The sequence below is a fragment of the Flavobacterium sp. GW823-FHT04A11 genome (genome assembly GCF_058796535.1).
The window spans coordinates 2,848,405-2,874,654 of the sequence record NZ_CM179503.1 but is presented as its reverse complement, the minus strand read 5'-3'; the positions used below and the strand labels follow the sequence as shown (position 1 = coordinate 2,874,654).

At 33.2% G+C, this 26,250-nt stretch carries 25 protein-coding genes and 1 pseudogene; 17 read left to right on the top strand and 9 right to left on the bottom strand.

Annotated elements, in window-relative coordinates:
• Positions 1-25: 25 nt before the first annotated feature.
• The 4 genes from AC3QL1_RS12330 (at position 26) to AC3QL1_RS12315 (ending at position 2,570) form a co-directional block, all read left to right on the top strand.
• Positions 26-1,012 carry an aldo/keto reductase gene (locus tag AC3QL1_RS12330; protein WP_492491727.1) on the top strand — a complete coding sequence of 329 codons (987 nt, stop codon included), beginning with the start codon at positions 26-28 and terminating at the stop codon, positions 1,010-1,012.
• A 100-nt stretch (positions 1,013-1,112) separates the two neighbouring features.
• Positions 1,113-1,526, top strand: a complete 414-nt coding sequence (locus AC3QL1_RS12325; RefSeq protein WP_492491725.1) for a hypothetical protein — start codon at positions 1,113-1,115, stop codon at positions 1,524-1,526.
• A gap of 52 nt (positions 1,527-1,578) precedes the next feature.
• The gene (locus tag AC3QL1_RS12320; RefSeq protein ID WP_492491723.1) at positions 1,579-1,980 is read left to right on the top strand and encodes a hypothetical protein; all 402 of its coding nucleotides are present in this window, start codon (positions 1,579-1,581) and stop codon (positions 1,978-1,980) included.
• A gap of 143 nt (positions 1,981-2,123) precedes the next feature.
• A complete protein-coding gene (locus AC3QL1_RS12315) occupies positions 2,124-2,570 on the top strand; it encodes a hypothetical protein (protein WP_492491722.1) in 447 nt (148 codons plus the stop codon).
• On the opposite strand, the gene AC3QL1_RS12310 is transcribed toward AC3QL1_RS12315, so the two are convergent.
• Complete coding sequence (locus AC3QL1_RS12310; protein WP_492491720.1) at positions 2,567-3,442, bottom strand: sensor histidine kinase; 876 nt, start codon at positions 3,440-3,442, stop codon at positions 2,567-2,569. The two genes, AC3QL1_RS12315 and AC3QL1_RS12310, sit on opposite strands and share 4 nt — an antisense overlap.
• 330 nt (positions 3,443-3,772) lie before the next feature.
• Between AC3QL1_RS12310 and rlmD the strand changes: the two genes are divergently transcribed.
• From rlmD to AC3QL1_RS12295, 3 genes are read left to right on the top strand one after another with little or no spacing between them, the layout of a single operon-like run.
• Positions 3,773-5,185, top strand: a complete 1,413-nt coding sequence (gene rlmD / locus AC3QL1_RS12305) for a 23S rRNA (uracil(1939)-C(5))-methyltransferase RlmD (protein WP_492491719.1) — start codon at positions 3,773-3,775, stop codon at positions 5,183-5,185.
• A gap of 12 nt (positions 5,186-5,197) precedes the next feature.
• Entirely contained in the window at positions 5,198-5,734 is a 537-nt protein-coding gene (locus tag AC3QL1_RS12300; protein ID WP_492491717.1) for a DUF6452 family protein, read from the top strand.
• Entirely contained in the window at positions 5,706-6,533 is an 828-nt protein-coding gene (locus tag AC3QL1_RS12295; RefSeq protein ID WP_492491716.1) for a DUF6048 family protein, read from the top strand. The genes AC3QL1_RS12300 and AC3QL1_RS12295 overlap by 29 nt, the downstream gene beginning before the upstream one ends.
• An 89-nt stretch (positions 6,534-6,622) precedes the next feature.
• Here the strand turns inward: AC3QL1_RS12295 and AC3QL1_RS12290 are convergent, their stop codons facing one another.
• The 3 genes from AC3QL1_RS12290 to AC3QL1_RS12280 form a co-directional block, all read right to left on the bottom strand.
• On the bottom strand, positions 6,623-7,315 hold the full coding sequence (locus AC3QL1_RS12290) for an aspartate/glutamate racemase family protein (RefSeq protein WP_492491714.1): 693 nt from the start codon (positions 7,313-7,315) through the stop codon (positions 6,623-6,625).
• Between the two features lie 351 nt (positions 7,316-7,666).
• Positions 7,667-7,903 carry a hypothetical protein gene (locus tag AC3QL1_RS12285; RefSeq protein WP_492491713.1) on the bottom strand — a complete coding sequence of 79 codons (237 nt, stop codon included), beginning with the start codon at positions 7,901-7,903 and terminating at the stop codon, positions 7,667-7,669.
• A gap of 191 nt (positions 7,904-8,094) precedes the next feature.
• Positions 8,095-9,258: a THUMP domain-containing class I SAM-dependent RNA methyltransferase gene (locus tag AC3QL1_RS12280; protein WP_492491712.1), complete on the bottom strand. Its 1,164-nt coding sequence runs from the start codon at positions 9,256-9,258 to the stop codon at positions 8,095-8,097.
• Positions 9,259-9,390: 132 nt separating this feature from the next.
• On the opposite strand from AC3QL1_RS12280, the gene AC3QL1_RS12275 reads away from it, so the two are divergent.
• Both AC3QL1_RS12275 and AC3QL1_RS12270 read left to right on the top strand, forming a co-directional pair.
• Positions 9,391-10,155, top strand: coding sequence for a class I SAM-dependent methyltransferase (locus tag AC3QL1_RS12275; RefSeq protein ID WP_492491710.1), 765 nt, complete (start codon positions 9,391-9,393; stop codon positions 10,153-10,155).
• 98 nt (positions 10,156-10,253) lie between these two features.
• Positions 10,254-10,922 carry a ZIP family metal transporter gene (locus tag AC3QL1_RS12270; protein WP_492491708.1) on the top strand — a complete coding sequence of 223 codons (669 nt, stop codon included), beginning with the start codon at positions 10,254-10,256 and terminating at the stop codon, positions 10,920-10,922.
• Positions 10,923-11,176: 254 nt separating this feature from the next.
• Here AC3QL1_RS12270 and AC3QL1_RS12265 read toward each other — a convergent pair whose 3' ends face one another.
• The 3 genes from AC3QL1_RS12265 to AC3QL1_RS12255 form a co-directional block, all read right to left on the bottom strand.
• Positions 11,177-13,564, bottom strand: a complete 2,388-nt coding sequence (locus AC3QL1_RS12265; RefSeq protein ID WP_492491707.1) for a TonB-dependent receptor — start codon at positions 13,562-13,564, stop codon at positions 11,177-11,179.
• 154 nt (positions 13,565-13,718) lie between these two features.
• A complete protein-coding gene (locus tag AC3QL1_RS12260; RefSeq protein ID WP_492491705.1) occupies positions 13,719-14,867 on the bottom strand; it encodes a helix-turn-helix domain-containing protein in 1,149 nt (382 codons plus the stop codon).
• 127 nt (positions 14,868-14,994) lie between these two features.
• The gene (locus AC3QL1_RS12255) at positions 14,995-16,137 is read right to left on the bottom strand and encodes a helix-turn-helix domain-containing protein (protein ID WP_492491703.1); all 1,143 of its coding nucleotides are present in this window, start codon (positions 16,135-16,137) and stop codon (positions 14,995-14,997) included.
• Between the two features lie 105 nt (positions 16,138-16,242).
• Here AC3QL1_RS12255 and murQ point away from each other — a divergent pair, with 105 nt between their 5' ends.
• The 7 genes from murQ (at position 16,243) to AC3QL1_RS12220 (ending at position 22,131) form a co-directional block, all read left to right on the top strand.
• Positions 16,243-17,055 (top strand): N-acetylmuramic acid 6-phosphate etherase, encoded by an 813-nt coding sequence (gene murQ, locus AC3QL1_RS12250; protein WP_492491702.1) that lies wholly within the window; start codon positions 16,243-16,245, stop codon positions 17,053-17,055.
• Between the two features lie 181 nt (positions 17,056-17,236).
• The gene (locus tag AC3QL1_RS12245) at positions 17,237-17,458 is read left to right on the top strand and encodes a DUF6095 family protein (protein ID WP_492491700.1); all 222 of its coding nucleotides are present in this window, start codon (positions 17,237-17,239) and stop codon (positions 17,456-17,458) included.
• A 78-nt stretch (positions 17,459-17,536) separates the two neighbouring features.
• Entirely contained in the window at positions 17,537-18,109 is a 573-nt protein-coding gene (locus AC3QL1_RS12240) for a pentapeptide repeat-containing protein (RefSeq protein ID WP_492491699.1), read from the top strand.
• A gap of 124 nt (positions 18,110-18,233) precedes the next feature.
• Positions 18,234-18,809, top strand: coding sequence for a DUF1572 family protein (locus tag AC3QL1_RS12235; RefSeq protein ID WP_492491697.1), 576 nt, complete (start codon positions 18,234-18,236; stop codon positions 18,807-18,809).
• Between the two features lie 220 nt (positions 18,810-19,029).
• Positions 19,030-19,401 carry a DNA topoisomerase IV gene (locus tag AC3QL1_RS12230; protein ID WP_492491696.1) on the top strand — a complete coding sequence of 124 codons (372 nt, stop codon included), beginning with the start codon at positions 19,030-19,032 and terminating at the stop codon, positions 19,399-19,401.
• Positions 19,402-19,582: 181 nt separating this feature from the next.
• On the top strand, positions 19,583-21,502 hold the full coding sequence (locus tag AC3QL1_RS12225) for a DUF294 nucleotidyltransferase-like domain-containing protein (protein ID WP_492491695.1): 1,920 nt from the start codon (positions 19,583-19,585) through the stop codon (positions 21,500-21,502).
• A 2-nt stretch (positions 21,503-21,504) separates the two neighbouring features.
• A complete protein-coding gene (locus AC3QL1_RS12220; RefSeq protein ID WP_492491693.1) occupies positions 21,505-22,131 on the top strand; it encodes a 3'-5' exonuclease in 627 nt (208 codons plus the stop codon).
• Between the two features lie 59 nt (positions 22,132-22,190).
• On the opposite strand, the gene AC3QL1_RS12215 is transcribed toward AC3QL1_RS12220, so the two are convergent.
• Positions 22,191-22,526 carry a peptidase associated/transthyretin-like domain-containing protein gene (locus AC3QL1_RS12215; RefSeq protein ID WP_492491691.1) on the bottom strand — a complete coding sequence of 112 codons (336 nt, stop codon included), beginning with the start codon at positions 22,524-22,526 and terminating at the stop codon, positions 22,191-22,193.
• A 241-nt stretch (positions 22,527-22,767) separates the two neighbouring features.
• Between AC3QL1_RS12215 and AC3QL1_RS12210 the strand changes: the two are divergent.
• A pseudogene (locus AC3QL1_RS12210) lies at positions 22,768-23,424 on the top strand (AAA family ATPase); the annotation flags it as partial.
• A 49-nt stretch (positions 23,425-23,473) separates the two neighbouring features.
• Here AC3QL1_RS12210 and AC3QL1_RS12205 read toward each other — a convergent pair.
• A complete protein-coding gene (locus tag AC3QL1_RS12205) occupies positions 23,474-26,197 on the bottom strand; it encodes a DNA gyrase/topoisomerase IV subunit A (RefSeq protein ID WP_492491690.1) in 2,724 nt (907 codons plus the stop codon).
• Positions 26,198-26,250 lie beyond the last annotated feature (53 nt).

Genomic DNA, 26,250 nt, shown 5'->3' with positions numbered 1-26,250 from the left:
TCTCAGAACCTTAGCAACTTAAATTATGAACTACAGAAAACTAGGAAAAACAAACTTTAATATATCTGAAATCTCACTTGGCACCTGGCAAGTTGGAGGAAAATGGGGATCTGATTTTGATAATAAAACAGCAGATGAACTTTTGAATACGGCAATCGACAATGGTGTCAATTTTATAGATACTGCCGATGTTTATGAAAATGGTTTAAGCGAAACCGCCGTTGGACGTGTAGTTCGCTCTCGATCTGAGCGTATTTATGTGGCTACAAAATGTGGCCGCCAGATAAATCCGCATGTAAAAGAAGGATATCAGCCTAAAGTATTGCAGAAATTTGTCGAAGACAGTTTAAAAAGAACGGGATTAGAAACACTGGATTTGATTCAGCTGCACTGTCCTCCTACCGAAGTTTATTATCGTCCGGAAATTTTCGAAATGTTTGATCGTTTAAAAGATCAGGGAAAAATTTTAAATCTTGGCGTAAGTGTCGAAAAAGTCGAAGAAGCATTAAAAGCAATCGAATATTCGAATGTTACGACTGTTCAGATTATTTTTAATTTATTTCGCCAGCGTCCGTCGCAATTATTTTTCTCAGAAGCCAGAAAAAAAGATATCGGAATCATTGCCAGAGTTCCTTTAGCAAGCGGACTTTTAACGGGTAAATTTGATGCCAAAACCACTTTTGAGCCACAAGATCACCGTAATTTTAATCGCAACGGAGATGCATTTGACAAAGGTGAAACTTTTTCAGGAATTGATTATGATTTGGGTTTAAAAGCCGTGGAAGAATTAAAAGCATTATTTCCGGAAGCCGAAAATCTCGCTCCGTATGCTTTACAATGGATTTTAAGTTTTGAAGATATTAGCTGTATTATTCCGGGTGCTTCAAAAACAAGTCATGTCCTTTCAAATCTTTCTGTTTATAATTTACCAAAATTAACTCCGGAAAAAATTGCTGCCATGAACAAGATTTATGATGAATACATAAAACCTTCCGTGCATCAGTTATGGTAAACTTTAAGTTGCTGAGATACTAATCTTCAAAGTTTTCTTCTCACGCAACCTTTTCAAGATCAGAGCATCTATTAATAAAACTAACCTAATATCACTAACCATGAAAAAATTAAGTTTTATTGTATTTGCTCTTTGCCTGTTATTTTCTTCCTGCAGCAATAACAGCGATGAACCTTCAATGGAAGAAGAATCTCAAAAACTTGATGCAAGGTATAGAGAGATCATCGAAATTTCTTTAATGAATTCTGAGCCTTGCACAAATCCCAACGAATGGGAATTTGTTCTTATTTCGCCCAGCCATTGTGGCGGATTTAAAGGATATATTCCGTATTCCAAAAAAATAAACAAACCAGATTTTCTCGCTAAAGTAAACGACTATATTCGTGATCGCGGAAAATTTACTTCAAAATGGCATTTAATATCTGATTGTGCCCCTACAAATCCTCCTACCGGCATTGAATGTGTTGATGGAAAACCGACGCTTATTTTTAAGGAAGTTTTTCAAACATTTTAGAATTATTCAAAAATATTATTTCTGTAAAAAACTCACCTTTAAACCATTAACCATGAAAAAATTAAGCTTGATTGCATTTGTATTTTCTTTATTACTTGTGTCATGCAGCAGCAGTAGTGAAGATCCTCAAGTTGAAAGTGCAGAAGATTTAGAAAAAATGTACGATGAAATCATCGAAATTTCTCTGATCAATTCTAAGCCTTGCACAAATCCTGATGAATGGGGTTTCATATCCATTAACTCCAGTGCCTGTGACGTACATCCCGGTTTCATTCCGTATTCAAAAACTAATGCCAGTTTATTTCTTTCTAAAGTAAAAAAATACCAGGATGCTAAAGTGGCCTATGAAGCAAAAATGAATATAGTAAGGCTTTGTGATATGATAGTAGCTCCATCCGGAGTTGGCTGCGTCGACGGAAAGCCGGTCCTGACTTATGGTCCTGTTGTTCATTAAAAGTAATAAGTTTCAAATCACGATTTTCGCGACTAAGGTTCTAAGTTCTTTCGCAGATTTTGACGGGAATAATACAACACCGCTTTTTCCCAATTATAATCTTAGTAACTTAGCAACTTAGAATCTTAGTCTCTTTTTCGAAAATGCTTACAAAATCAAATTTCAAAGAATGGTTTAATCGCTATAAATATGCTGAATTAGCCAGTACAACTGCTGCTCTTACAACTTCTCTTTTTAGTAAAATTTACAGCGGATTAACGACAGCTTATTTAATTACGTTTGCAGAATATTTGGCTTTTTACGGCATTATTCTTTTTACTTCTTATAAAAAATTAGCCAAAAACAATAAGCTTCTCAATAAAAAAACAACTTTTAGAGATGTACTTTTACTGATAAAAAACTTGCTATTAGAATTTGGATATCCTGCTATTTTAGACTTTTTAGTTGTCCGCCCGTTTTGCATGTACTGGATGCCGATTTTATGCGGGAATTATTTCTTCGGAATTATTCTTGGAAAAATCACAGCCGATTCTTGTTTTTATTTCTTTACAATCATCAATTATGAAATTATAAAAAGAAGGAAAAATTAAACCTCAAATACAATTTTAAATTCAGCTCCCCTATTTTTGCCTTCGCTGGCTGCTGTTAATTCGCCTTTGTTTCTTTCGATAATTTTTTTGCACAAATACAAACCAATTCCAGTTGAAGTTTCTTTTGCAGTTCCTAAACGGCTCATTTTGGTAAATTTCTTAAACAATTCGTCTATTTGCGTTTTATCAAAACCAATTCCTTTATCAGTAACAGTAATTATTAAATGACTGTCTTCAATATACATTCGGACTTTGATTTCACTATCAAAATAAGAGAATTTTATGGCATTGCTAATCAGATTCACCAAAACCTGCACTAACAATCCGTCGTCAATTCTAAGCTGGGCTTCTTCTAACTCTAAACTTATACTTAATTTTATATTTTTATCAATTAAGCGCTGTTCCACCTGTTCGTTTATAAAAGGCAGAATATTAGGAAAAACAATAGTTCTTAATTCCTGATTTAGTTTTACAACCTGATCTTGCTCGTTTAAGAGTTTAATAAAATTTTCGATATATCTGAATTGCAAATCAGTAGATTCACAAATTAAAACCGCCAGATCTTTTACAGAGTCAGATGGATTTTCGTCTATAATTAGCTTTGCTAAACCTTGCGGATTTCCTGCAAAATTTCTCAAATCGTGAGACAGCATATAAATTAGATCCTGCTTTTCGTTTATAAAACTTTCGGCTTCATAAATAGATTCCTGAATGTTACACATCAGCAAACCGGCTTCATCAGTATATTCAGTGGGCAAAACAGATAATCTTCTTTGATTTCTGTAATCATCCAGCGATTTCGATGCCACTGCAATGGGCTTAATCAATTGATTTAAAATCAATAATGTTATTACCGTAGCCAGCAAAGTCATTATTAAAGAAAATACTAAAATCGAAGAAGGTGAAATATTGGTATTATAATATAGGACAAAAAATAAAATTCCAATTAGTGGAATGTGTATACCAATAAACGCAACAAATAAAAATTTGAATGCATAACTCTTTTTTAAAAAGCTAATTTGCGAGAGATTATGATACAACTTCATAAAAAAACAATACAATAGGTTAAAAATGCTGTATTTGGGATTACTGCAAAGGCAAAGTTACCTTTTAAACGTCATTAAATAGAATAAATTGAGAAAATTGGTAAAATATTTTGAAAATTAAATTTGTAAAAGTTTACAAACCCTTATTTTTGCGCTATGGGAAGAAAAAATACAGACAAAATTGTCTTTCATCAAATTCCGGTTCTTGATGCCGGAGCAAAAGGAGTATCAGTAGCAAAAGCGCCTGACGGAAAAGTAATATTTATTCCGAATGTTGTACCGGGAGATGTGGTTGACGTGCAGACTTTCAAAAAAAGAAAGGCCTATTATGAAGGCAAAGCAGTAAAATTTCACGAATTATCAGAGCATAGAATTGAACCAATTTGCGCTCATTTTGGAGTTTGTGGAGGTTGTAAATGGCAAAATATGAAATACAGCCAACAGTTGTATTACAAACAAAATGAAGTAAAAAATCACTTACAAAGAATTGGAAAAGTAGAACTTCCCGAATTTGAAACTATTTTAGGTTCGGAAAAACAGTTTTTCTACAGAAATAAAATGGAGTTTTCGTTTTCTAACGCTCGTTGGTTAACAGAACAAGAAATTGGAAGTACAGAAGATTTAGGAAACAGAAATGCACTTGGATTTCACATTCCGAAAATGTGGGATAAAATTCTTGACATTCAAAAATGTTATTTACAGGAAGATCCTTCGAATGCTATTAGAAACGAAATCAGAGACTTTGCCAACGAAAATAATTTAGCTTTCTTTAATCCGAGAGAGCAATCCGGTTTATTGAGAACTTTTATGATCCGTACGGCTTCAACCGGCGAAATAATGGTTTTGATTCAGTTTTTCGAAAATGATAAAAAAAATCGTGAACTTATTTTAGATCATTTATTTGAGAAGTTTCCACAAATTACTTCATTGCAATATGTGGTAAATGCAAAGCAAAACGATACTATTTACGATCAGGATATCAAACTATATAAGGGTAGAGATTATATCCTGGAAGAAATGGAAGGCTTGAAATTTAGTATAAACGCTAAATCATTTTACCAGACCAACTCTGACCAGGCTTATGAGTTATACAAAATAACACGCGATTTTGCCGGACTTACGGGCGATGAAACCGTTTATGATTTGTATACAGGAACGGGAACTATTGCTCAGTTTGTTTCTAAAAAAGCTAAAAAAGTAATTGGTGTAGAAAGTGTTCCTGAAGCTATTATTGATGCCAAAGCCAATGCAGAACGCAATAATATTACAAATTGCGAGTTTTTTGTTGGTGACATGAAAGTAGTATTTAACGAAAGTTTTATTGCGCAGCATGGCAAACCGGATGTAATTATTACAGATCCGCCAAGAGACGGAATGCACAAAGACGTTATTGAACAAATTTTAAAAATTTCTCCTAAAAAAGTAGTTTATGTAAGCTGTAACTCGGCTACGCAGGCACGTGATTTAGCTTTTATGGATGAAAAATATAAAGTAACCCGTGTTCGTCCGGTTGATATGTTCCCGCAAACGCATCATGTTGAAAATGTTGTACTTTTAGAACTTCGATAACAAAAATTATAAATGAAAAAAATAATTTCTTTTTTATTACTCTTTGCTTTTGGTTTATCAAGTTGCGAGAAAGATGATATTTGTGATGCAAATACACCTACTACTCCCCGATTGATAATTTCGTTTTACGACATTAACAATTCATCGGTAAAGAAAAAAGTTACCCGATTAAAAGTAATTGGAGATGGTCAGTCTGAGGGAATTGTTTTTAATGAAAGTGCGCTTGATGAAGAAAAATACATCACTAATGGCGACTCAATTGGTATTCCTTTAAAAACAGATGAAGATACTGCTACTTTTAGTTTTATTTTAAACTCAGGAAGTACAAATGCATCTCAAACGAATACCGATAAAATAAAATTTAATTATACAAGACAAAACGTTTATGTATCCAGAGCCTGTGGTTTTAAAACTATATTCAAACTGGATCCAACAACACCTTTTGAACAAACAGATCCTGCCGGAGACGGTTTATGGATGCAGAATATCGAACGAATAAATCTTAACATTGAATACGAAGATGAAACACACCTTAAAGTATATTTTTAGTATTTGCTTATTGCATTCAATGTTTTTGGTTAATGCCCAGGATTCAACGGCAACAAAAGAAATCGTTCCGGAAAAAACAAAAACTGCTGTAAAACCTGCAACAAAACCAAAACCGGTAGCGCAGGAAACTAAAACAGACAGTGTTCCAACTCCTCCAAAAACAGATCGTTATGGTTTGCGCGTTGGTGTTGATTTGTATAAACTAACACGCGGTTTATATGATAAAGATTATAAAGGAATTGAAATTGTAGGAGATTTTCGTTTAACGAAAAAATACTATATCGCTGCTGAACTTGGTTTTGAAGATAAAACTACAGATGACACCAGATTAAATTCGACTGCAACAGGAACTTATGTAAAAGGTGGTTTTGATTATAATTTGTACCAAAACTGGCTTGATATGGAAAACATTATCAGCATTGGTCTACGTGGTGGTTTTAGTACTTTTAGTCAGCAATTAAACAGTTATAAAATATATAATGCAAATCCGTATTGGGGTGAAAAACCTCCTATTGACGCCGGACAAAAATACGACGGACTTACGGCAGGATGGCTTGAAGTTAACGGAGGTTTAAAAGCAAAAGTCTTTAATAATATATTTGTAGGCTTTTCTGTTCAGTTAAAACTTTTGGTTGCCAATAAAACGCCGGACGGTTTTGATAATCTTTATATTCCGGGTTTCAACAGAACGTATGATGGAAATTTCGGAATTGGTTTTAACTACACTGTTTCTTATTTTATTCCACTTTACAAGAAAAAAGTAATTATTCCGGAAATTCAAACGAACACGAAGAAATAATTTTACTAATAAATTAAAAAAGCCACGAATTCACGAATTGATTAATTTAATTCGTGAATTCGTGGCTTATTTTTTTATCTGTTTTTAGCTTAAGATAACTGAAATTCAACTGCCGCTTTTGAATGAATTAAAGCCGTATCAAATACAGGAACATTAATATCTTCCGGTTTTATTACTAACGGAATTTCAGTACAGCCTAAAATAATACCTTCCGCTCCGGCTTCTATTAATTGGTTTGCAATTTCGAGATAGCGTTTTTTAGTTTCCGGTGTTACAAGACCTTTTCCCAATTCCTCAAAAATTGTGGTGTGAATAAAATCTTTGTCCTCTTCATTCTGCGGAATAACAGCTTCAATTTCCTGAGCGAGAAGTTTATCTTTAAAGAAATCCAGTTCCATAGTGAATTTTGTTCCCAATAAACCCACTTTTTTAAGATTTTGCTTTTTGATTTCATTTGCCGCTTCTGCAGCAATATTGATAATTGGCAAATCGATTGCTTTTTCAAGTCTGTCAGCAATAAAATGCATGGTATTGGCACACAAAACAATGGCTTCTGCCCCGCCTTGTTTTAGGAATTGGCATCCTTTTAAAAGCATATTAAAAGTCGAATCCCAATCATTATTTTCGTTATTCTTTTTTATATCTGCATAATTGAACGAATAAATCAAACATTCTGAGAAATTCAAATCTCCCATTTTTTCGTTTATTCCCTGATTTATAAGTCTGTAATAATCAGCTGTAGAAACCCAGCTTATTCCGCCTATAAGTCCAATTATCTTCATAAATAACTATTTTTAAAATACGTCTTTAATTATTTTAAGTACTTCCTGATTATTTTAACACAGAGAACACAAAGGGTTTTCCACAAAGTTCACTAAGATTTAAGTTGTTTAAACAATCTAAGTCCGCAAAGCTTTGTGTCCCGAGACTTCAGGATGTATTTTTACTAAACTTAGCATATTTAAAAATCTTTGTGTTCTCTGTGGTAATATTTTTTTCACGCAGATTTAAAAAAGATTTAAGCAAATGCACGCAGATTATCCAAATTATAATCTGCTCAAATCTGCAGAATCTGCGTGAAAAAAATCTCTATAATCCTTTATCCCGAAAGCGATTGGGAGTGGCTAACTAAATTATCCGATTTCTCTAATTCCTTTTATAAAAATCCATTTCATAAACAGCTTTTCACCATCTTTGGTTTTTACCGCCTGAAATTTTGGCGAAATCAAAGTAGCCACAATAAATGCCGTCATCGGAATCCAAAGTCCGGTTAATGCAGTATAACTTGCTACTAAAAATCGACCTGCAATAAATAGAATTGCGAAACATCCTAATTGGTATAAAAAAGCTCTTACTTGTAGTTTTGACATTTTTTTCTTTTTAAGGTTCAAAGGCACAGAGGTTCAAAGGGACAAAGATTTTCTTTGCGTTTATGACTCCTGCTTCTTTGCAACTATTACTTAATTTGAAATTTATTTTTTTAGACCCAGAGTTACAAAAACTCAAACCGACAAGTTTTTTAAACCTCTGTCCCTTTGAACCTTTGCTCCTTTGTACCTATTTATTCAGAAACTTGAAATTTCGTTCTCTTACTTCCTTCGTACATTTCGTATTTTACCAAACGTGCTTCAAGGCTTGCGTTAAAAAGTTTGATTTTTCTCGAAGGTTTTAATCCTACGAATTTTAACGCTTCAAGATTTGCCGTGATAAACCAGGCGTTTGTGCCCGGATAACTTTTCTTTAATGTATCGCCAATATTTTTATAGAATTCTTCCATATGAATATCCAAACGCTCATCATAAGGCGGATTAAAAACCATGTGCAGCTTTCCTTCAACCGCTTTTTCAGAATCAAAAAAGTTATCTTCCGAAATCGTAACGTAATCGTCTAAATTGGCATTTCTAATATTATCCTTCGCTTTGTTTACAGCACTTGGTGCTTTATCAAAACCTTTAATAGTATAATGAAACTCTTTTGTTTTCTTCATTAAACTGTTTACAATCTGATCAAATAAATCGTTGTCCCAGTCTTTCCATTTTTCAAAAGCAAATTCTTTTCTGTTGATATTTGCCGGAATATTACAAGCGATCATCGCCGCTTCTGCAAGGAAAGTTCCCGATCCGCACATTGGATCCAAAAAGTGACTCTGTCCTTCCCAACCAGATAATAATAAAATTCCTGCTGCCAAAACCTCGTTGATTGGCGCAATATTCGTCGCCGTTCTGTAACCACGCTGATGCAATGAATTTCCAGAAGTATCCAAAGCTACAGAAACCTGATCTTTATCGATATGAATGTTGATTCTTAAATCCGGAAAAGCTTTATCGATACTTGGTCGTTGTCCGGTTCTTTCTCTAAACTGATCCACAATTGCATCTTTACATTTTTGAGAAACAAATTCTGAGTGATTAAAATAAGTAGAATGCACCGTTGCATCAATCACAAAAGTCTGGTTGGCATTTAATAATTTCGACCAGTTTACGCCCGAAATTCCTTTATATAAAGCTTGTTCATTATTGGCTCTAAACGAGTAAATAGGTTTTAAAACCTTAAGTGCCGTTCTTAGTGATAAATTGGCTTTGTACATAAAACCTTTATCACCTTTAAAACTTACCATTCTCACGCCTTTTTCGACATCCTGAGCGCCAAGAGCACGCAATTCCTGTTCTAATATTTCTTCAAAACCAAAAAAACATTTGGCTATCATTCTAAAATTTTCTTCCATCTTTATTTTTGTATTAAAAAAAACTCCGATCGCAAACACATATCTGATTATTCAGGTATCGTCACGAAATAGTTATTTTTCGGCAAAAATACACTAAATTTGCGGTACTTTGAATTAATTGAAATAGAATAAATGTCTGAAGCACCCAACTCATCAACACCAAATCAGGATCGTAACACCGAAAACTGGTTTACTTCATGGTTTGATACTCCGTATTATCACATTCTTTATAAAGACCGAAATTACAGAGAAGCCCAGATTTTTATGGACAATCTTACGCATTACCTAAACCTGCCTGAAAAAGCAAAAGTGCTTGATTTAGCATGCGGAAAAGGGCGTCATTCTATTTACTTAAATCAGCTTGGTTTTAATGTTTTAGGAGCCGATTTGTCTGAAAACAGTATTGCCGAAGCCAGCAAAAACAGCAACGAAACCCTTCATTTTAAAGTGCATGACATGCGCGAACCATTTGAAGAAAAATTTGATGCTATTTTTAATTTGTTTACCAGTTTTGGATATTTCGAAAGTGATGAAGATAACTTAACGACTTTAAAAGCGATTAAGGAAAGCTTGTCTGAATATGGTTTTGCCGTGATTGATTTTATGAATGTGGCAAACGTAATCGAAACTTTAGTTCCCGAAGAAGTAAAAACTGTTGACGGAATCGATTTTAAAATTAAAAGATATGTTGAAGACGGGCATATTTTTAAAGAAATAGATTTTGAAGATCAGGGCAGAAAATACCATTTTACCGAAAAAGTAAAAGCCTTAACACTAAAAGATTTTGAAGAATTAATGGCCGAAGCCGGAATTTTTCTGTTAGATATTTTTGGAGATTACAAACTCAAAAAATTCCACAAAACCGAAAGCGAACGATTAATCATGATTTTTAAATAACTGTTTAATTGTTTAACTGTTAATTTGTTTAATCGCTTAAGCAAACTAATAAAAACAATTAACCGATTAAACAAATCAACGATTAAACCAAAAATAAAATGAACTATATACTTCCTTTATTTTCAGTACTTCTGGGCTATATTGTGGCTTTGTTTTTAAAACCACAAAACAAAACCAATCTAAAATTATTATTAGCTTTTAGCGGTTCATTTTTATTATCGTTAACCGTAATGCATTTGTTACCTGAGGTTTACGAATCACACAATCATAATATAGGTTTATTCATAATGGTCGGAATTTTATTCCAGATCATATTGGAGTTTTTCTCAAAAGGCGCAGAACACGGGCACGTCCACGGACATGCACAAATGTCTCAAATTCCGTGGCTGTTGTTTATCAGTTTATGCGTTCATGCCTTTCTGGAAGGTTTTCCGGTAAGCCATCATCATGGTTTAGCCATCGGAATTGCGATTCATCATTTGCCAATTGCGGTTATTTTAACGACTTTTTTCATCAATGCCGGCTTAAATAAAAAAGCCATTTTTGTTTTCATGCTAACTTTTGCAATCATGACACCGCTGGGCACAATTGCTTCCGAATATTTAAGCTTTTTAAACGATTATTATACTGAAATCACTGCCATCGTAATCGGGATTTTATTCCATATTTCATCCACGATTATTTTCGAAAGCAGTGAAGGACACAAATTCAATATTGCCAAAGTTTCCATGATTGTTCTGGGAATTTTACTCGCATTCTTTTTATAATTTGGGCGTGACCCCATTTACAAAAGGCGCTATTTAACAAACCGCTTATGTGCGCCTTTCGCAAATACGGTCGGGCTATCCGTACTACTTCGGTAGTTCACTCCTATCCCTCACGCAAAAAAACAAGAACTACAGTATTCAAAAAATACCTAACAGTTCCGAAGCCTCGGGATTAAAAACCTGTTATAATACTTAAGCCTTTATTTTCCGTTTTAATTTCAATTATCTAATTATCAATTTGACTAATTATCTAATTAATTCCCCGTTCTCTTTTTCTCATCCTGATTTCCAAAAGCACGTTCTTTTACATTTATTTTTTTGTTTCCAAAATTGTAAACTATAGAGAAACGTACAAATCTGTTGCTTTCATTATTGTTATAAACCTGCTTTACGCCATTTACAACCGAAGTAAAATCTTTTAAGTAAGAAGTATTGAAAATATCATTTGCCAAAAGTGCGATCTGCATGCTTTTATTAAACAGATCCTGTTTAAAACCAATATCAAAACTCGACGAATATCCTATTTCATATAAACCACTTTTAAAAGGCGTGCTATAACTAAAATCGACCTGCAATTTTGTTGTTTTACCCAAGGAAAATGTATTATTTGTAGAAAAATCAACCTGCATACTATTTGACGGAGTTGCCTCAATATCTTTTATGAATTCTGTTTTCGCACCCAAAAAGTACAGCGAATTTTCACTCTGCCACCAATCTGCAAAAGCTGCCGAATAACTTTCTCCAATCCCGTAATTTAAACTTTTAAAATAATTTTCCCTTGTTACAATCTGGGTATTTGTTTCCGGATTTGAAGTAAACAAAACTCCATAACCATTCGTCACAGCATTTACAAAAACACTTGTTCTCAACATTTCTTTATAAGAATGGGCAAATTCAAAATTATCACTAAAAGAAGGTTTCAAAAACGGATTTCCTTCTGAATAACTATTGCTGCTGATATAAATTCGAAACGGATTCAATAAATCAAAACGTGGTCTGTTGATTCTTCTTCCGTAATTTAAACTAAAAGTATTGTTCTCGTTTTTCTTGTACGAAGCATAAAATGTTGGAAATAATTTTAAATAATTGTTTACCGTTTCCTGATTTAAGGTTTCTGAAAATCCGGATGTTTTAGTATTTTCCAATCGTAAACCCAATTGAAAATTCCATTTTTCATTGACTTGTTTGTCTCCGTTAATATAAACGGCCTGATTATTTTCGGTGTATTTAAATCGGTTTGACTGGTTTGGATCCAATTCTGGATTTCCCGAAATTGTATTATAATAAAAGACATCGCTTATACTGTTTGTAAAACTTATTTTTGCGCCATAAGACAGATTCAGCGCCTGAAGCGGATGTTCCATATCAGCCTTAAAACTCCAGTTATCAATATCCTGATTCGAAATATTTCGTCCAGATTGATTTACATCGACAAAAGTTCCGTCAGGCAAATAATTGTTCGCAATAAAATCCCTGTCAAATTTTGAATCATAATTAAAATAATCCGCATCAAACGATAATTTTCGGTTTAGGGAATCGAGTTTGGTAATCAAATGCAGATTATAAGTCTGGTTGCCCGTTTTCTTGTCTAAAAAACTCTCATTGATGATATAACTGTTCAATTCATTTTCAGTATTGTATTTATTAATTCTGATATCCGAACTAAAATCAGGATTGCTTTTATCTTTCAAGAATTGAAAACCAATGGTTGTTTTTTCTGAAAGATCATAATCCAATGCTATTTTTCCGGACACATTTTCCTCATTCAATTTTGTACCAACATCCAGTTTTGTAAGTCCTTCGGCAAAATACATATCCAGGGTTTCATCGACATTTCTATAACCCATTTTTCCATTAACGCTGGCCGAAAATCTAAACTTGTTTTTATTGTAAAAGAAGTTGTTTCGTAAAGTATAAATTCCGTATTTATTCTGATCATACGAAGCTGTAGTGGTGTTTTTCCAGGAATCGCGCGTTCCTTTTTTCATGATTATATTGATTAATCCTCCGGTTCCTTCCGCTTCATATTTTGCTGGCGGATTGCTGATAATTTCAATATTTTTAATATCACTTGCCGAAATTGATTTCAGGAAATTATTCAGTTCTTCGCCCGTCAATTCAATCATTCTGCCGTCGATCATCACTCGGGAAGTTCCTTTTCCTAATATATTGATCGTATTATTTTGTACCACAACTCCTGGCGCTGTATTTATAGCGCTCAAAGCATCGCCGGCAACATTGGTTACATTATTTTCAAGATTATAAACCAAACGATCTGTTTTTTGCTCAATCGTATTTTTTCTGGATTGAACGACAACTTCTCCCAAATTGGTTACATTTTCCTTTAAAATAATCAACCCTAAATTAGTGTCTTTTTCCAGCGTAATTTCTTTCTCAAATTCAGAATATCCAAGCGGACTAATTTTTACTGCATAAGATCCTTTATCCAAATTCAATTCAAAACTGCCATCTTCTTTTGTTGTTGTTCCGTTTATAATTTTTCCGTCTTGATTTAAGATTACGACATCTGTCCAGGCAATTGGTGTTTTTTCATCGGCAATTTTTCCATTTAATTTAAAGGAATTCTGCGCTAAACAAAAGAGAGGTAATAATAAGAAAATAAAGAGGTTTACTTTTTTCATGATTTCTAATTTTAAACTTGTTCGATTAATTTGAAGCAAAGTTGCCTTAGAAATTCTGAGTATGCGACCGACAAAAAAAAGTCGAACCAATTTCTATTCAGGAAATTGGTTCGACTTTATTTGGTAAGAAGTACGACTTTTTACAAACCGCTTATTATGAAGCGTTTCGATAAGCTGTCGGCGTTAAATTTGTATATTTTTTAAACGAAGTATTAAAAGATGATTTTGAATTAAAACCTACTTCGTACAGAATTTCCAAAACGGTCAAATCATTTTTTAAAGGATCTTTTAAAATATTCATCGCTTTTTGAATCCGATATTCGTTTACAAAATCAAAAAAGTGCTGGTTGATATGATGATTAATCAAAACCGATAAATCCCGAACCGGAATCTCAATTTGATTTGCCAATTCCTGAATCGTAAGCGACGGATCAAGATAAGGTTCTTTTTCTGTCATATACTGTTTCAATGCCAATATTTGAGTCGTAATTACTTCGTTTTGATTGTTTTTTGTTTCAAGATTATTTTCATTTCCCTTTGGGAGAATATCTCTTGTTAACTGCAATTTTGAGTCGATTCCTCTAAAAAGTTCCGGATGGTTCAGCGCTTTTAATACAAACCAACAGGTGATTACCAAAACCAGAAATTGCATTACTACATTTGCCCACATCCATACAGCCTCAGTATCAGTATATCTTAAAACATTCTTGGCTATTGAAAAATAATACAAAATAAAGAGCACGGTCGAGATTTGAAATAACCATTTGAAAATAGAAGTTTTAGGATTCGTATAATTTTCCTGAAATATTGCTTTGTACTTTTTTAAAACCAAAAACACTGCAATACTATAAAAAACAATTTGTATGACTAATATCAACTGAAAATCATACAATTCAGGAAATTGACTGCGATGGTTATAAAACTGTATTTTTTCTGCATCATTCAAAAAATAAAGTCTGAAAGCAAAAGCTATATTGGTTACGATAAACGGAATCGCGTGAAGTAAATGTTTAGCCTTCAATCGAAAATCAGTAAAACAAACGGATAGAATATAAAGGTAGAAAACAGGGATTATTAAAGAAGCGAAAGTCCATCTGAAAAATTCTAAATTTAAATGGTTTTTGATAAAATCTTCACTAATAAAAATACCAATGTTGTCAATTGCAAAAACTATTAAATAAGAAGCAAATAATCGGTTTGCCAATTTATTTTGAGTTTTTACACTGAGTAAAAAGAATGCCAGTAATAAGGAAACAAAAACTGACATCGAGCTCATAACACTTAAAAAGCTTTCTATATCCATTAATTTTTCAGATTGTTAAACAAATATAACAGTTCTTTTCACAGGATTCAAAAGAGAAAATTATTCCAATAAAAATAATAACTATTAATTTTGAAAACGTATTGTCTGAGATAAAATCAAGCAAACCTTATGCGTTTCGGTAAGCGGTTGGCGTTAAATTGGTGTATTTTTTAAAAGAAGTATTAAAGGATGATTTCGAATTAAAACCTACTTCGTACAAGATTTCCAGAATAGTTAAATTGCTTTTTGACTGATCTTTTAGAATATGCATCGCTTTTTGAATGCGGTATTCGTTTACAAAATCAAAAAAATGCTGATCCATATGATGATTAATCAAAACAGACAAATCCCGAACCGGAATATTGATTTGATTCGCCAATTCCTGAATCGTTAAAGACGGATCAAGATAAGGTTCTTTTTCAGTCATATAATTTTTCAATGTCGCAATTTGGGCAGTAATAACTTCATCATGATTGCTTATTTTTTCGGTTAAAGCATCATTTTCAATAGGAATAAAATCTTTTGCAAGAGGCAGATTAGATTTAATTCCCCTAAAAAGCTCCGGATGATTTAATGCTTTCATTACAAACCAGCAGATTACAAATAAAGCGCCGCAAACCATCAAAACATTTCCCCAAAGAAAAATTTCTCTCGAAGCTGTATAGCGCAGCAAATTTTTTAAAGCAGTAATAGAATGCATCGCCAGAAAAACACAATTCATCTGAAAAAGCCATTTGTATGTAGAGGTACTGGGATTCGTATAGTTTTCGAGATAAATTTTTCTGTATTTTTTCAAAATTAAAAACACACTAATAATGTAAAACCAATATTGCACTTCTATTAAAATCTGAAAGAAGTAAATCTCAGGCATTTGACCAAAATGGGCTATAAATTGCTCTTTTTCAATACCCGATACCAAATAAAATCTTGGCATAAGAACTAAATTCATCACAACAAAAGGAAGTGTGAATATCAAATGCTTCCATTTTAAACGAAAATCAGTATAACAAACGGCTAAAACATACAAATAGATCAAAGGCATTTCGAGTAAGGAAATGGTGCTTCTCAAAATCTCTAAACCTGCATATTCCTGAGGAAAAGAATATGAAAACATTCCGGTGAAGTCAATCGCTGAAAAAAGAATAAAACAGGCAAATAATCGGTTTGCTAATTTATTTTCGGTTTTTACTGTTAGTAAAAATAATGCCAATAATAAAGAAACAAAAGCAGCAATATGAGCAATGCTATCCAAAAAGCTTAATTTATCCATTCAGTTTTTGATTATTCGACAAATATAATATTTTAGTTCTTGTAAAAAGCTTCTGAAAATTGCAATAAAAAACAGTAATTTTGGGCAAGACCAATTATACTAAAAATGACGTTTACAAAAACCACAGAACAAGCATCAAAATACGAACATTTAGAAAAAATGTCGGTTCATGAATTGCTTACGAATATCAATAACGAAGACAAAACCGTTCCGCTTGCAGTGGAAAAAGCCATACCACAAATTGAAGCTTTAGTAGCGCAGGTTGTTGCCAAATTAAAATTAGGCGGACGAATATTTTATATCGGAGCCGGAACTTCGGGACGTTTAGGCGTTGTAGATGCATCTGAATGTCCTCCTACTTTTGGAGTTCCGTTTGATCTGGTAAATGGAATTATTGCCGGTGGAGACACCGCAATTCGCCGCGCTGTGGAAAATGCAGAAGACAATGCCACACAAGCCTGGATTGATTTACAGGCAAATAATATTGGTGCAAATGATGTGGTAATCGGAATTGCAGCTTCTGGAACTACACCTTATGTTATTGGCGGTTTAGAAACTTGTAATCAGAATAATATCCTTACGGGATGCATTACAAATAATGCCGGAAGTCCGCTTGCTTTAACGGCTCAATTTCCTGTTGAAGTAGTTGTAGGTCCTGAATTTGTTACCGGAAGTTCGAGAATGAAAGCCGGAACCGCTCAGAAATTAGTTCTTAATATGATTTCGACTGCAGCGATGATTCAACTTGGAAAAGTGAAAGGAAATAAAATGGTGGATATGCAATTGAGTAACATTAAATTAGTCGATCGCGGTGTAAAAATGATTATGGGAGAAATTCCGGTTTCTTATGAAGAAGCTTCGGAATTATTGAAGAAATATGGCAGCGTTAGAAATGCTGTTGATAATTATAATAAGTAAAAAGTTTTTTTGTGAAATGTGAAGCTGCTTTTTTAACCGCAAAGAGCGCTAAGATTTACGCAGAGTTCGCAAAGTTTCTCGATCAATCTTTGTCAAAGTTTTAAACTTTGACAAAGATAAGTTTACAAAGTTTGAAACCTGAAACTAAAAAAACTTGAAACTTTTCAAAACTAAATAAAAAATGGCTACAAATAAGGAATTGCTGGGAAAAGGAATTAAATATTTAACAGGCTCTTTGCCACTGTTATTTATTGGTCCGTCGTTGATTTATAATGCGTTTATGAATCAGCATACAAACTGGCATTATTTAGTTTTAGGAATTGGAATCATAGCTTGTTTAAGTGCTATGTTTTTAATTTTTTACGGACTGAAAATCATTATGAAAGGTTTGTTTAATGACTAAATGTCTTTAAGCAAACCCGACAGGTTTTAAAAACCTGTCGGGTTTAACTTCATAAACTTTAATACTTTATCACATCACATGGAAGGCATAATTCACATTCAGAAAACATTCGAAAAAGTCGTTTATATCGATAAAAAAATAAACAATCGGGAGTTTGAAGATTGTGTTTTTAAAAACTGTGATTTTTCTAATAGCAATTTTGGTTACAATACTTTTCTCGATTGCGAATTTATCGATTGTAATTTATCAATGACGAGTTTATTCAGCACCAGTTTAAAGAATGTAACTTTCAAAAATTGCAAACTTCTGGGAATTGCTTTTAATGAGTGTGACGATTTTTTATTTCAGGTTTATTTTGAAGAAAGCGTTTTGGATTATGCTATTTTTTCGAATAAAAAAATGCCTAAAACCAAGTTTATCAATTGTTCGGTTAGAGAAGTTACTTTTATAGGAACTAACTTAACCAGTTCGGTATTTGATAATTGCAATCTGGAAGGTGCCATTTTTAATGACACACAATTGGCTGCTGTTAATTTTAAAACGGCATATAATTACAAAATCGATCCTGAATTCAATCCGATGAGAAAAGCACAATTTTCTAATGATGGAATTGTTGGGCTTTTAGATAAATACGATATAAAGATTGTTTAAAAAAGTTGCCACGAATTTCACGAACTGACACGAATCAAAATGTAAATTCATCCTATAAAAAATTTGTGAAAATTCGTGAAATTCGTGGCGAAAAAAAACAACATTTCACTAATAAAATACTATTATGGAAGCAAGTGAATCTTATTTAGAAAGCGTTAAGAAGCAATTTCTATATTATAAAATGCTGGGTGAAAAGTCAATCGAGCAGCTGGAACCGGAACAGCTTTTTGTTTCTGTAAATGAAGATACTAACAGCATTGCTACGATTATAAAACACGTTTCGGGCAATATGTTATCGCGCTGGACAAATTTTTTAACTTCAGATGGTGAAAAAGAATGGCGCAATCGCGATGCAGAGTTTGAAAATGATTTACAGTCAAAAGAGGAAGTTTTAAATGTTTGGAATAAAGGCTGGGATTGTTTTCTGGATGCTTTAAACAATTTAAAACCAGAACAGCTTTCAGACATTATTTACATCAGAAATGAAGGTCACACGGTTATTGAGGCGATAAATCGTCAGCTGGCGCATTATCCGTATCATATTGGGCAAATTGTTTTTTATGCCAAACAACTAAAAAATAGCGAATGGAATAGTTTGTCGATTCCGAAGAATAAATCAGGAAATTATAATGCTGAAAAATTTGCCAAGGAAAAAGAAATTAAGAACTTTACCGATGATGAATTGAAGAGATTGACGTAGAGATTTTAGATTGTAGATTATAGACTGTAGATTATAGACTGTAGATTATAGACTGTAGATTATAGATTTTAGATTTAAATTTCTTTGACTTCACTCAGGTGAAATGAAAACGATTGCCCTAGCCCTGATTGAAGTGGAAATCCTTTTTATTTTTTCTTTAAAAATAAAAAGATTGGAACGTAAAGCAGGAAATAGCTCCTAAAAAAACAACTTATTTAAAATGAAAAAAATTATATTCTTATTTCCGATACTGGCTTTGGTATCTTGTTACAACGCTGAACACAATTGTAAAGATTTTAAAAACGGAAAATTCAAGTTTGAGTTTGAAGTAAACGGCGTTAAAAAAACAACTCTTTTTGAGCGTAAAGACAATATCGAAATTGAGACTTTTGAAGGAAAAACTGATACCTCTACAATTCGCTGGGTAAGTGATTGCGAGTATGTTTTGCAGAAAAAACACCCGAAAAATATGGCCGAAGAAAAGGCAATCAGCATGAAAATCTTAACGACTTCAAAAGATTCGTATACGTTTGAATTTGGAATGGTAGGTTCTGAAGAAAAACAGCGCGGAAAAGTTTTTAAAATTGACTAAAAGTTAAAGTCCCAATTAGGGGCTTTTTTTATATCCCTGAAATTTTCTGATAACATACTTTGTGATTAAAAAACCTTTGCCCCTTTGTCACTTTGCTTCTTTGAACCTTATATACAAAATTTAAAGGTGTTTCTTTTACATTTCTATTTTAAATAGTATTTTAGAACCTTAATCTAACCCAATGAAAAATACCATTTCGCATCGAGTTGCTGACTTTTTAAAGGATTATCCGCCTTTTAATTTTTTGCATCAAAAGGATCTTGAGAAATTATCTGAGCAAATTTCTATTGTTTATAAAGATAAGGATTCGGTTGTTTTTGCTGAAAATGACAAAACGCACGATTCGTTTTATGTGGTTCATAAAGGTGCGGTTGCACTTAAAAAAAGCACCAAAAATACGGTTCTTGATATGTGTGATGAAGGAGATATTTTTGGATTGCGTCCGCTTTTGGCGCAGGAAAATTACATCATGGAAGCCGTGGCGCATGAAGAAACGATTTTGTACGCTATTCCCATTGCGGTTTTTAAACCTTATGCGCTTGAAAATAGAAATATTGGTAATTTCCTGATCGAAAGTTATGCTTCGAATACGCGAAATCCGTATTCAGATATTCATAAAGACAAACTATATGGTGACGATTTAGTGCATGATAATTTGCACTCAAATAAAGATTCTTTTGATTTACAGCCTATAAAATATTCGAAGAAAATTGTGACTTGCAGTCCGTCGACAACGGCAAGAGATGTTGCTAAAATCATGAATAAGAAAAAAGTCGGTGCAATTTTAATTGTTGATGAAATGCTGCCAATTGGTATTATTACGGATAAAGATTTACGCAATAAAATTGTTACGGGCGATTTTTCGATTTTAACGACTGCAGAATCGATTATGACAAAACCAGTGATTACTTATCCTAAAAAAATGACGGTTACAGAGGCGCAAATGGCTATGATGAAAAGCAGTATCAGCTATTTATGTCTTACTAAAGATGGAACTGTAAATACAAAAGCGGTTGGTATTTTATCCAAACATGATGTGATGGTGGCGCTGGGAAATAATCCTGCGGTTTTGATAAAAGCCTTAAAAAGAGCTAAAAAACCAAAAGAAATCAAGCCTATTCGTGCCAGAATTATGCAATTGTTGCAGGGATATTTAGATCAAAATATTCCGATGACGCTGATTTCTAAAATCATTACAGAATTGAATGAGGCTTGTACAACACGTGTTATTGAAATTTGTATCGAAAAAATGAGCAGCCCGCCACCGGTAAAATTTGCCTGGCTTGCTCTTGGAAGTCAGGGAAGAAGTGAACAAATGCTTCATACGGATCAGGATAATGCGATTGTGTATGAGAATGTTTCTGATGTTTTTAGGGATGAAACTAAAGTCTACTTTTTAAAATTTGCGGCACTTGTAAATAAAGGTCTTTTTGAAATTGGTTATGATTATTGCCCTGCCGAAATGATGGCTTCAAACACAAAATGGTGTATGAGTCTTGATGAATGGAAAAGTCAGGTCAAGCACTGGATTACAAATCCGGGAAAAAATGAGGTTTTATTGTCGTTTATTTTCTTTGATTACAGTGTTACTTATGGCGATACGGAACTCACGAATGAGCTATCAGAATCTATTTTTGAAAATATAAAAGCAAATCCTATTTTCTATGTTCATTTGGTAAGCGGTGCTTTGCAAAGCCCTTCTCCAACAGGTTTTTTTAGACAGTTTTTGGTTGAACAAGACGGCGCAAATAAAGATAATTTTGACATTAAAAGACGTGCTTTGATGCCATTGACAGATGCTGCGCGTGTTTTGATTTTATCACATTCGGTAAAAGGAATCAGTAATACGGCGGAGCGTTTTGAAAAATTGGCCGAACTAGAACCAAATAACAGAGAGTTGTATTTGTCTTGTTCGTATTCATTTAAAGCTTTATTGAAATTTAGAACAAAACAAGGTCTTTTGCACAATGATTCGGGGCAATTTATTGCTTTGGAATCTTTATCGAAAATGGAAAAAATAAAGCTTAAAAGAACTTTTAAAACCATTAAGGAACTTCAGGAATTGATTACCGTAAGATTTAATCTTTCAAATGTTGTATAAATATGAGTTTATTTAATTTTTGGAAAAAGGAAGAAAATATATTCAATGAAAATATTTCGATCGAAGAAACAAGATTTGTCGTTTTAGATACTGAAACTACTGGTTTTGATTACGATAATGACCGAATATTATGCATTGGTGCGCTTGTTCTGCAAAATAATATGATATCGATTCAGGATAGTTTTGAAGTGTATGTTCAGCAGGATCATTATGATAAATCGACTGCTCAGATTCACGGAATTTTGAAGGATTTTGTTTTAAAACGCCCAAATGAACTAGAAGCTTTACAGCAATTTTTGACTTATCTGGGTGATGCTGTAATTATTGCACATCATACTATTTTTGATGTTACAATGATCAACAGGGCTTTGGTAAGAAATGGGTTGCCAGAACTGGTAAACAAGACTTTAGATACTGCTCATTTATATAAAAAGACGCTAATTAAATCACATTTGTTTGAGCGCAAAGATCATTATACATTAGATGATCTTGCCGATAAATTTGATATTTCAAAAAAAGACCGCCATACTGCGTTGGGCGATGCTTATATTACTGCAATTGCTTTTTTGAAGATTGTAAAAAAATTGAGGGAGAAAAAAGAAATGAACCTGAATTCGCTTTTTAAATAAAAAAACCTGACTTCTATAAGTCAGGTTTTTTGTTCATTTCTATTCAATAACAAACGATATTATTCTATTTTATTAGAAAAATCGCTTTTCTTGTTATAGAGATAAATTTTATTTGCTTTTAAGCTTTTGCTGCTAAATTCTCCCAAAGAATCTGGTTTTCTATATATTTTCTTGGTGGCATAACTTTCTTTTTTCAGCACTATTGTGCATGCTGAATTTGGTTTTATTTTCATGCAAAAATATCCTGTGCTGTCTGTTTTAGTGGCATCACCATTTATATCTATATGTACATTTTTAATTGGTTTTTCTGTGTCATAATCATAGACATGCCCGTAAAAATCGTTATTTGTACAACTGCAAAATAGTAAGATTATAAGAATCAATTGAATCTTCATATCGGCTTTTATTATGATTATTAAAGACAAATGTAGATTTGGCTTCTACAATTAAAGTCCACAATAAAATATAAAAATATAACGATAAGACTTTTAACATTCAGGTTATAATAAAAAAAGCTAAAGATTGTCTTAGCTTTTTATGTACTTTAATCTTCTATAAATAATCGATAAGGAAATACATTTGACGATCTGTTTTTTAAATTTTTCATAAAACTTTCGCACAAATAATCCCATTCCTGGAGCTCCTCCGGGATATGTTGGTTATGAAGAAGGTGGCTTGCTGGTGAATAAAATCAGGCAAAAACCGTATTCAATTGTTTTGTTTGATGAAATTGAGAAAGCCCATCCTTCTGTTTTTGATGTTTTTCTTCAAATTATGGATGAAGGAAAACTGCACGACCGACTAGGAAAAGAAGGTGATTTTTCAAATGCAATTATACTCTTTACTTCAAATATTGGTGCAGATCATATTGTAGAAACATTTAATAGCGGTAAAATTCCATCTTCAGCTTCCTTAATGGAAATTATGGGAAATTATTTCAGACCTGAATTTTTAGGAAGACTGACCGAAATAGTACCTTTTGCGCCTATCAGCAAGGAAAATGCATTGAAAATATTTGAAATCCATCTTAAAAAAGAATTCATGGATTTACTGAAAAATATCAATATTACTGTTGAAATTCCGATGGAAGCTAAATTATACCTTGCAGAAAATGGATATAATGCCAAATATGGAGCAAGACCTATTAAAAGTATTATCAGAAGCCATTTAAGAAGACCATTGGCGAAGAAAATTATTGCTGGCGAAGTAAAAGAAGGTGACACCATAACTGTTATTATCGAAAATGAAGAAGTAAAATGGATTAACCAGGAATTGATTATCGATAAAGTTTAGATAATAAAAAAACGCTAAGAATTAATCCTTAGCGTTTTTTGTTTTTATATCATTCTAAAACTAAACCTATCTGCCCGTCATCATCCAGTTCTGTTTCAACTGAATCATCTTCTGAAATCTCCGGTGTTTCAGGAATTTCTTCAACCGGTTCTTCATAAGGCAACGGATCTAAAAGATTTACTTGTTTTAATTTTTCAGTCGTTAATTGATTCCCTAAAGCTTTAAAACCTTTTACGGCTATAAAGTCCTCAACATCAATATGTAAATCTTCTTTTTGAACTCCTTTTACTTTTGCAAAAACCAATTGTGCAACAGGGCGATAATCTGTTGATACAATTTCTAATTGCGAATTAGGGTGTTCTGTAATAAAGCTTTCCTCTTTATTTTCGGTTTCTACCAGGAAGCGTTTTAAATAATAGCGCTCTTTTTCTCCATCATAATAAATGGCAGAGATAGGTTTCTTCGGATTCCATTTTTCCAAAACAATCATATCTTCATCAAAATGAGTCGATAATTCCGGAATTATAACTTTAAGTTTTCCGGTTTGATTGATGATTAAGATTTTGTCACTTGGCTTAAATTCACCCAATAACTCACCTCTTGCATCAACATTTAAACGTTTTACTGTATCATCAAACCAAACTTTTCTTGGTAGTAAAGTCGAAATTCCTTTTTCTTTTAATTCGATTTTCTTGATTGGATATTTCGTAACCAGATTTCCTTTTGAAGCTCGTCCTTTAATGGCTAATTTGGCAAAATCAATATCAAATTTCAACTTCTTGATCGTTCCAACCTGACGCAATAAAATCGTAATCACTTCCGCTTCACCATTAGGATTATGCGAAAAATAAACAACTTGCGAACCGGCAGTTTCATTGGTTAAATCATAAGGTTTATCACGTGTAACACCCGAAACATTGAAACGTTTGATATAAGACGGACCTGATTTTCCGTCACGATATATCATGTTGTAAATCGTGCGTTTATCACTTTTATCAAAGATGGCAATGTGAATAATATCTTTTCCCACAAATGTTTTGGCATCCACTTTTGTTACCAGCATTTTTCCATCACGTAAAAACACGATAACATCATCAATATCAGAACAATCAGTAACATATTCGTCTTTTTTCAAACTCGTTCCCACAAAACCTTCTTCACGGTTTACGTATAGTTTTGTGTTACGCAACACTACTTTTGTAGCCTCAACATTATCAAAAACACGAAGTTCTGTCTGGCGTTCGCGGCCTTTTCCGTATTTCTCTTTTAATTTTGTAAAGTAAGCAATGGCAAAATCGGTTAAATGCTCCAGATTATGCTCTACTTCTTTCATTTCGTCTTCTAACTTAGCGATAAAATCATCAGCTTTATCAGAGTCAAAACGCGTAATACGAATCATCGGAATCTGAGTCAGTCTTTGCAAATCATCATCATTAATGTCTCTGACAAATGATTTTTTGAAAGACTCAAATCGATCATACAAATAAGTATAAAGAGATTCTCTGTCTGAATACAATTTGAAATCAATGTACATTTCTTCACGAATGAAGATTTTCTCTAAAGTAGAGAAATGCCATTTATTTTTTAGTTCTTCTAATTGAATTTCTAATTCCTGACGAAGCAAATCTACCGTTCTGTGTGTCGAAATTTTCAACATTTCAGAAACGCCAATAAACAACGGTTTGTTGTCTTCAATAACACAACCTAAAGGCGCTACAGAAGTCTCACAGGCAGTAAAAGCAAACAAAGCGTCAATCGTTTTGTCTGGAGAAACGCCCGGAAAAAGGTGAATTAAAATTTCAACATCCGCCGCTGTATTGTCTTCAATTTTCTTGATTTTGATCTTGCCTTTATCATTAGCTTTCAAAATACTGTCAATCAAAGTCGTCGTATTGGTTGAAAACGGAATTTGCGTAATCACCAATGTATTTTTATCTAATTGAGCAATCTTTGCACGTACACGAACACGTCCGCCACGAAGTCCGTCATTATAATTGGACACATCGGCAATACCTTGTGTCATGAAATCAGGATATAAGGTAAAGGCTTTTCCTTTTAAAATTTTGATCGAAGCATCAATCAATTCATTAAAATTGTGAGGTAAAACTTTAGTCGAAAGACCAACCGCAATTCCCTCTGCTCCCTGCGCCAAAAGCAATGGAAACTTTACCGGAAGATTGTTTGGTTCTGCACGACGTCCGTCATACGAAACGCCCCAATCGGTAATTTTAGGAGAATACAAAACCTCCAAAGCAAATTTAGATAAACGTGCCTCAATATAACGAGAAGCTGCAGCTCCATCGCCTGTTAAAATATTTCCCCAGTTTCCCTGGCAGTCAATTAATAAATCTTTTTGACCAATTTGTACCATCGCATCACCAATACTCGCATCTCCGTGTGGGTGATACTGCATCGTGTGACCTACAACATTGGCAACTTTATTATAACGACCATCATCCAGCTCTTTCAAAGAGTGCATAATACGACGCTGAACCGGCTTAAAACCATCTTCGATTGCTGGAACTGCACGTTCTAAAATTACGTATGAAGCATAATCCAGAAACCAGTCTTTGTACATACCCGTTACTTTTGTAATAACGTCTTCGCCTTCTTCTTCCTGGTTTTCGTAAAAATGCTGTCCTTCAAAATGTTTAGCATCTACGTTGATAATATCCTCAGAATCATCTCCGTCCTGATTTTCATCAAACTGATTTTCTTCTGAATTATTCTCGTCGTCGTTTGGAATTATGTTATCGTCTTCTTCGTCTTTCATTTATTTATATTCGAAATTATAAATTTGTATTTTTAATTCTGAACCTGATTTTC

What these genes read in the sequence shown, in the direction of transcription:
- AC3QL1_RS12275 (WP_492491710.1), top strand. Translation starts at nt 9,391, where the DNA reads ATGTCTGAAGCACCCAACTCATCAACACCAAATCAGGATCGTAACACC.
- AC3QL1_RS12265 (WP_492491707.1), bottom strand. Translation starts at nt 13,564, where the DNA reads ATGAAAAAAGTAAACCTCTTTATTTTCTTATTATTACCTCTCTTTTGT.
- AC3QL1_RS12215 (WP_492491691.1), bottom strand. Translation starts at nt 22,526, where the DNA reads ATGAAGATTCAATTGATTCTTATAATCTTACTATTTTGCAGTTGTACA.
- AC3QL1_RS12255 (WP_492491703.1), bottom strand. Translation starts at nt 16,137, where the DNA reads ATGGATAAATTAAGCTTTTTGGATAGCATTGCTCATATTGCTGCTTTT.
- AC3QL1_RS12235 (WP_492491697.1), top strand. Translation starts at nt 18,234, where the DNA reads ATGGAAGCAAGTGAATCTTATTTAGAAAGCGTTAAGAAGCAATTTCTA.
- AC3QL1_RS12240 (WP_492491699.1), top strand. Translation starts at nt 17,537, where the DNA reads ATGGAAGGCATAATTCACATTCAGAAAACATTCGAAAAAGTCGTTTAT.
- rlmD (WP_492491719.1), top strand. Translation starts at nt 3,773, where the DNA reads ATGGGAAGAAAAAATACAGACAAAATTGTCTTTCATCAAATTCCGGTT.
- AC3QL1_RS12315 (WP_492491722.1), top strand. Translation starts at nt 2,124, where the DNA reads ATGCTTACAAAATCAAATTTCAAAGAATGGTTTAATCGCTATAAATAT.
- AC3QL1_RS12280 (WP_492491712.1), bottom strand. Translation starts at nt 9,258, where the DNA reads ATGGAAGAAAATTTTAGAATGATAGCCAAATGTTTTTTTGGTTTTGAA.
- AC3QL1_RS12285 (WP_492491713.1), bottom strand. Translation starts at nt 7,903, where the DNA reads ATGTCAAAACTACAAGTAAGAGCTTTTTTATACCAATTAGGATGTTTC.
- AC3QL1_RS12310 (WP_492491720.1), bottom strand. Translation starts at nt 3,442, where the DNA reads ATGACTTTGCTGGCTACGGTAATAACATTATTGATTTTAAATCAATTG.
- murQ (WP_492491702.1), top strand. Translation starts at nt 16,243, where the DNA reads ATGACGTTTACAAAAACCACAGAACAAGCATCAAAATACGAACATTTA.
- AC3QL1_RS12245 (WP_492491700.1), top strand. Translation starts at nt 17,237, where the DNA reads ATGGCTACAAATAAGGAATTGCTGGGAAAAGGAATTAAATATTTAACA.
- AC3QL1_RS12290 (WP_492491714.1), bottom strand. Translation starts at nt 7,315, where the DNA reads ATGAAGATAATTGGACTTATAGGCGGAATAAGCTGGGTTTCTACAGCT.
- AC3QL1_RS12270 (WP_492491708.1), top strand. Translation starts at nt 10,254, where the DNA reads ATGAACTATATACTTCCTTTATTTTCAGTACTTCTGGGCTATATTGTG.
- AC3QL1_RS12330 (WP_492491727.1), top strand. Translation starts at nt 26, where the DNA reads ATGAACTACAGAAAACTAGGAAAAACAAACTTTAATATATCTGAAATC.
- AC3QL1_RS12205 (WP_492491690.1), bottom strand. Translation starts at nt 26,197, where the DNA reads ATGAAAGACGAAGAAGACGATAACATAATTCCAAACGACGACGAGAAT.
- AC3QL1_RS12220 (WP_492491693.1), top strand. Translation starts at nt 21,505, where the DNA reads ATGAGTTTATTTAATTTTTGGAAAAAGGAAGAAAATATATTCAATGAA.
- AC3QL1_RS12300 (WP_492491717.1), top strand. Translation starts at nt 5,198, where the DNA reads ATGAAAAAAATAATTTCTTTTTTATTACTCTTTGCTTTTGGTTTATCA.
- AC3QL1_RS12295 (WP_492491716.1), top strand. Translation starts at nt 5,706, where the DNA reads ATGAAACACACCTTAAAGTATATTTTTAGTATTTGCTTATTGCATTCA.
- AC3QL1_RS12230 (WP_492491696.1), top strand. Translation starts at nt 19,030, where the DNA reads ATGAAAAAAATTATATTCTTATTTCCGATACTGGCTTTGGTATCTTGT.
- AC3QL1_RS12325 (WP_492491725.1), top strand. Translation starts at nt 1,113, where the DNA reads ATGAAAAAATTAAGTTTTATTGTATTTGCTCTTTGCCTGTTATTTTCT.
- AC3QL1_RS12260 (WP_492491705.1), bottom strand. Translation starts at nt 14,867, where the DNA reads ATGGATATAGAAAGCTTTTTAAGTGTTATGAGCTCGATGTCAGTTTTT.
- AC3QL1_RS12320 (WP_492491723.1), top strand. Translation starts at nt 1,579, where the DNA reads ATGAAAAAATTAAGCTTGATTGCATTTGTATTTTCTTTATTACTTGTG.
- AC3QL1_RS12225 (WP_492491695.1), top strand. Translation starts at nt 19,583, where the DNA reads ATGAAAAATACCATTTCGCATCGAGTTGCTGACTTTTTAAAGGATTAT.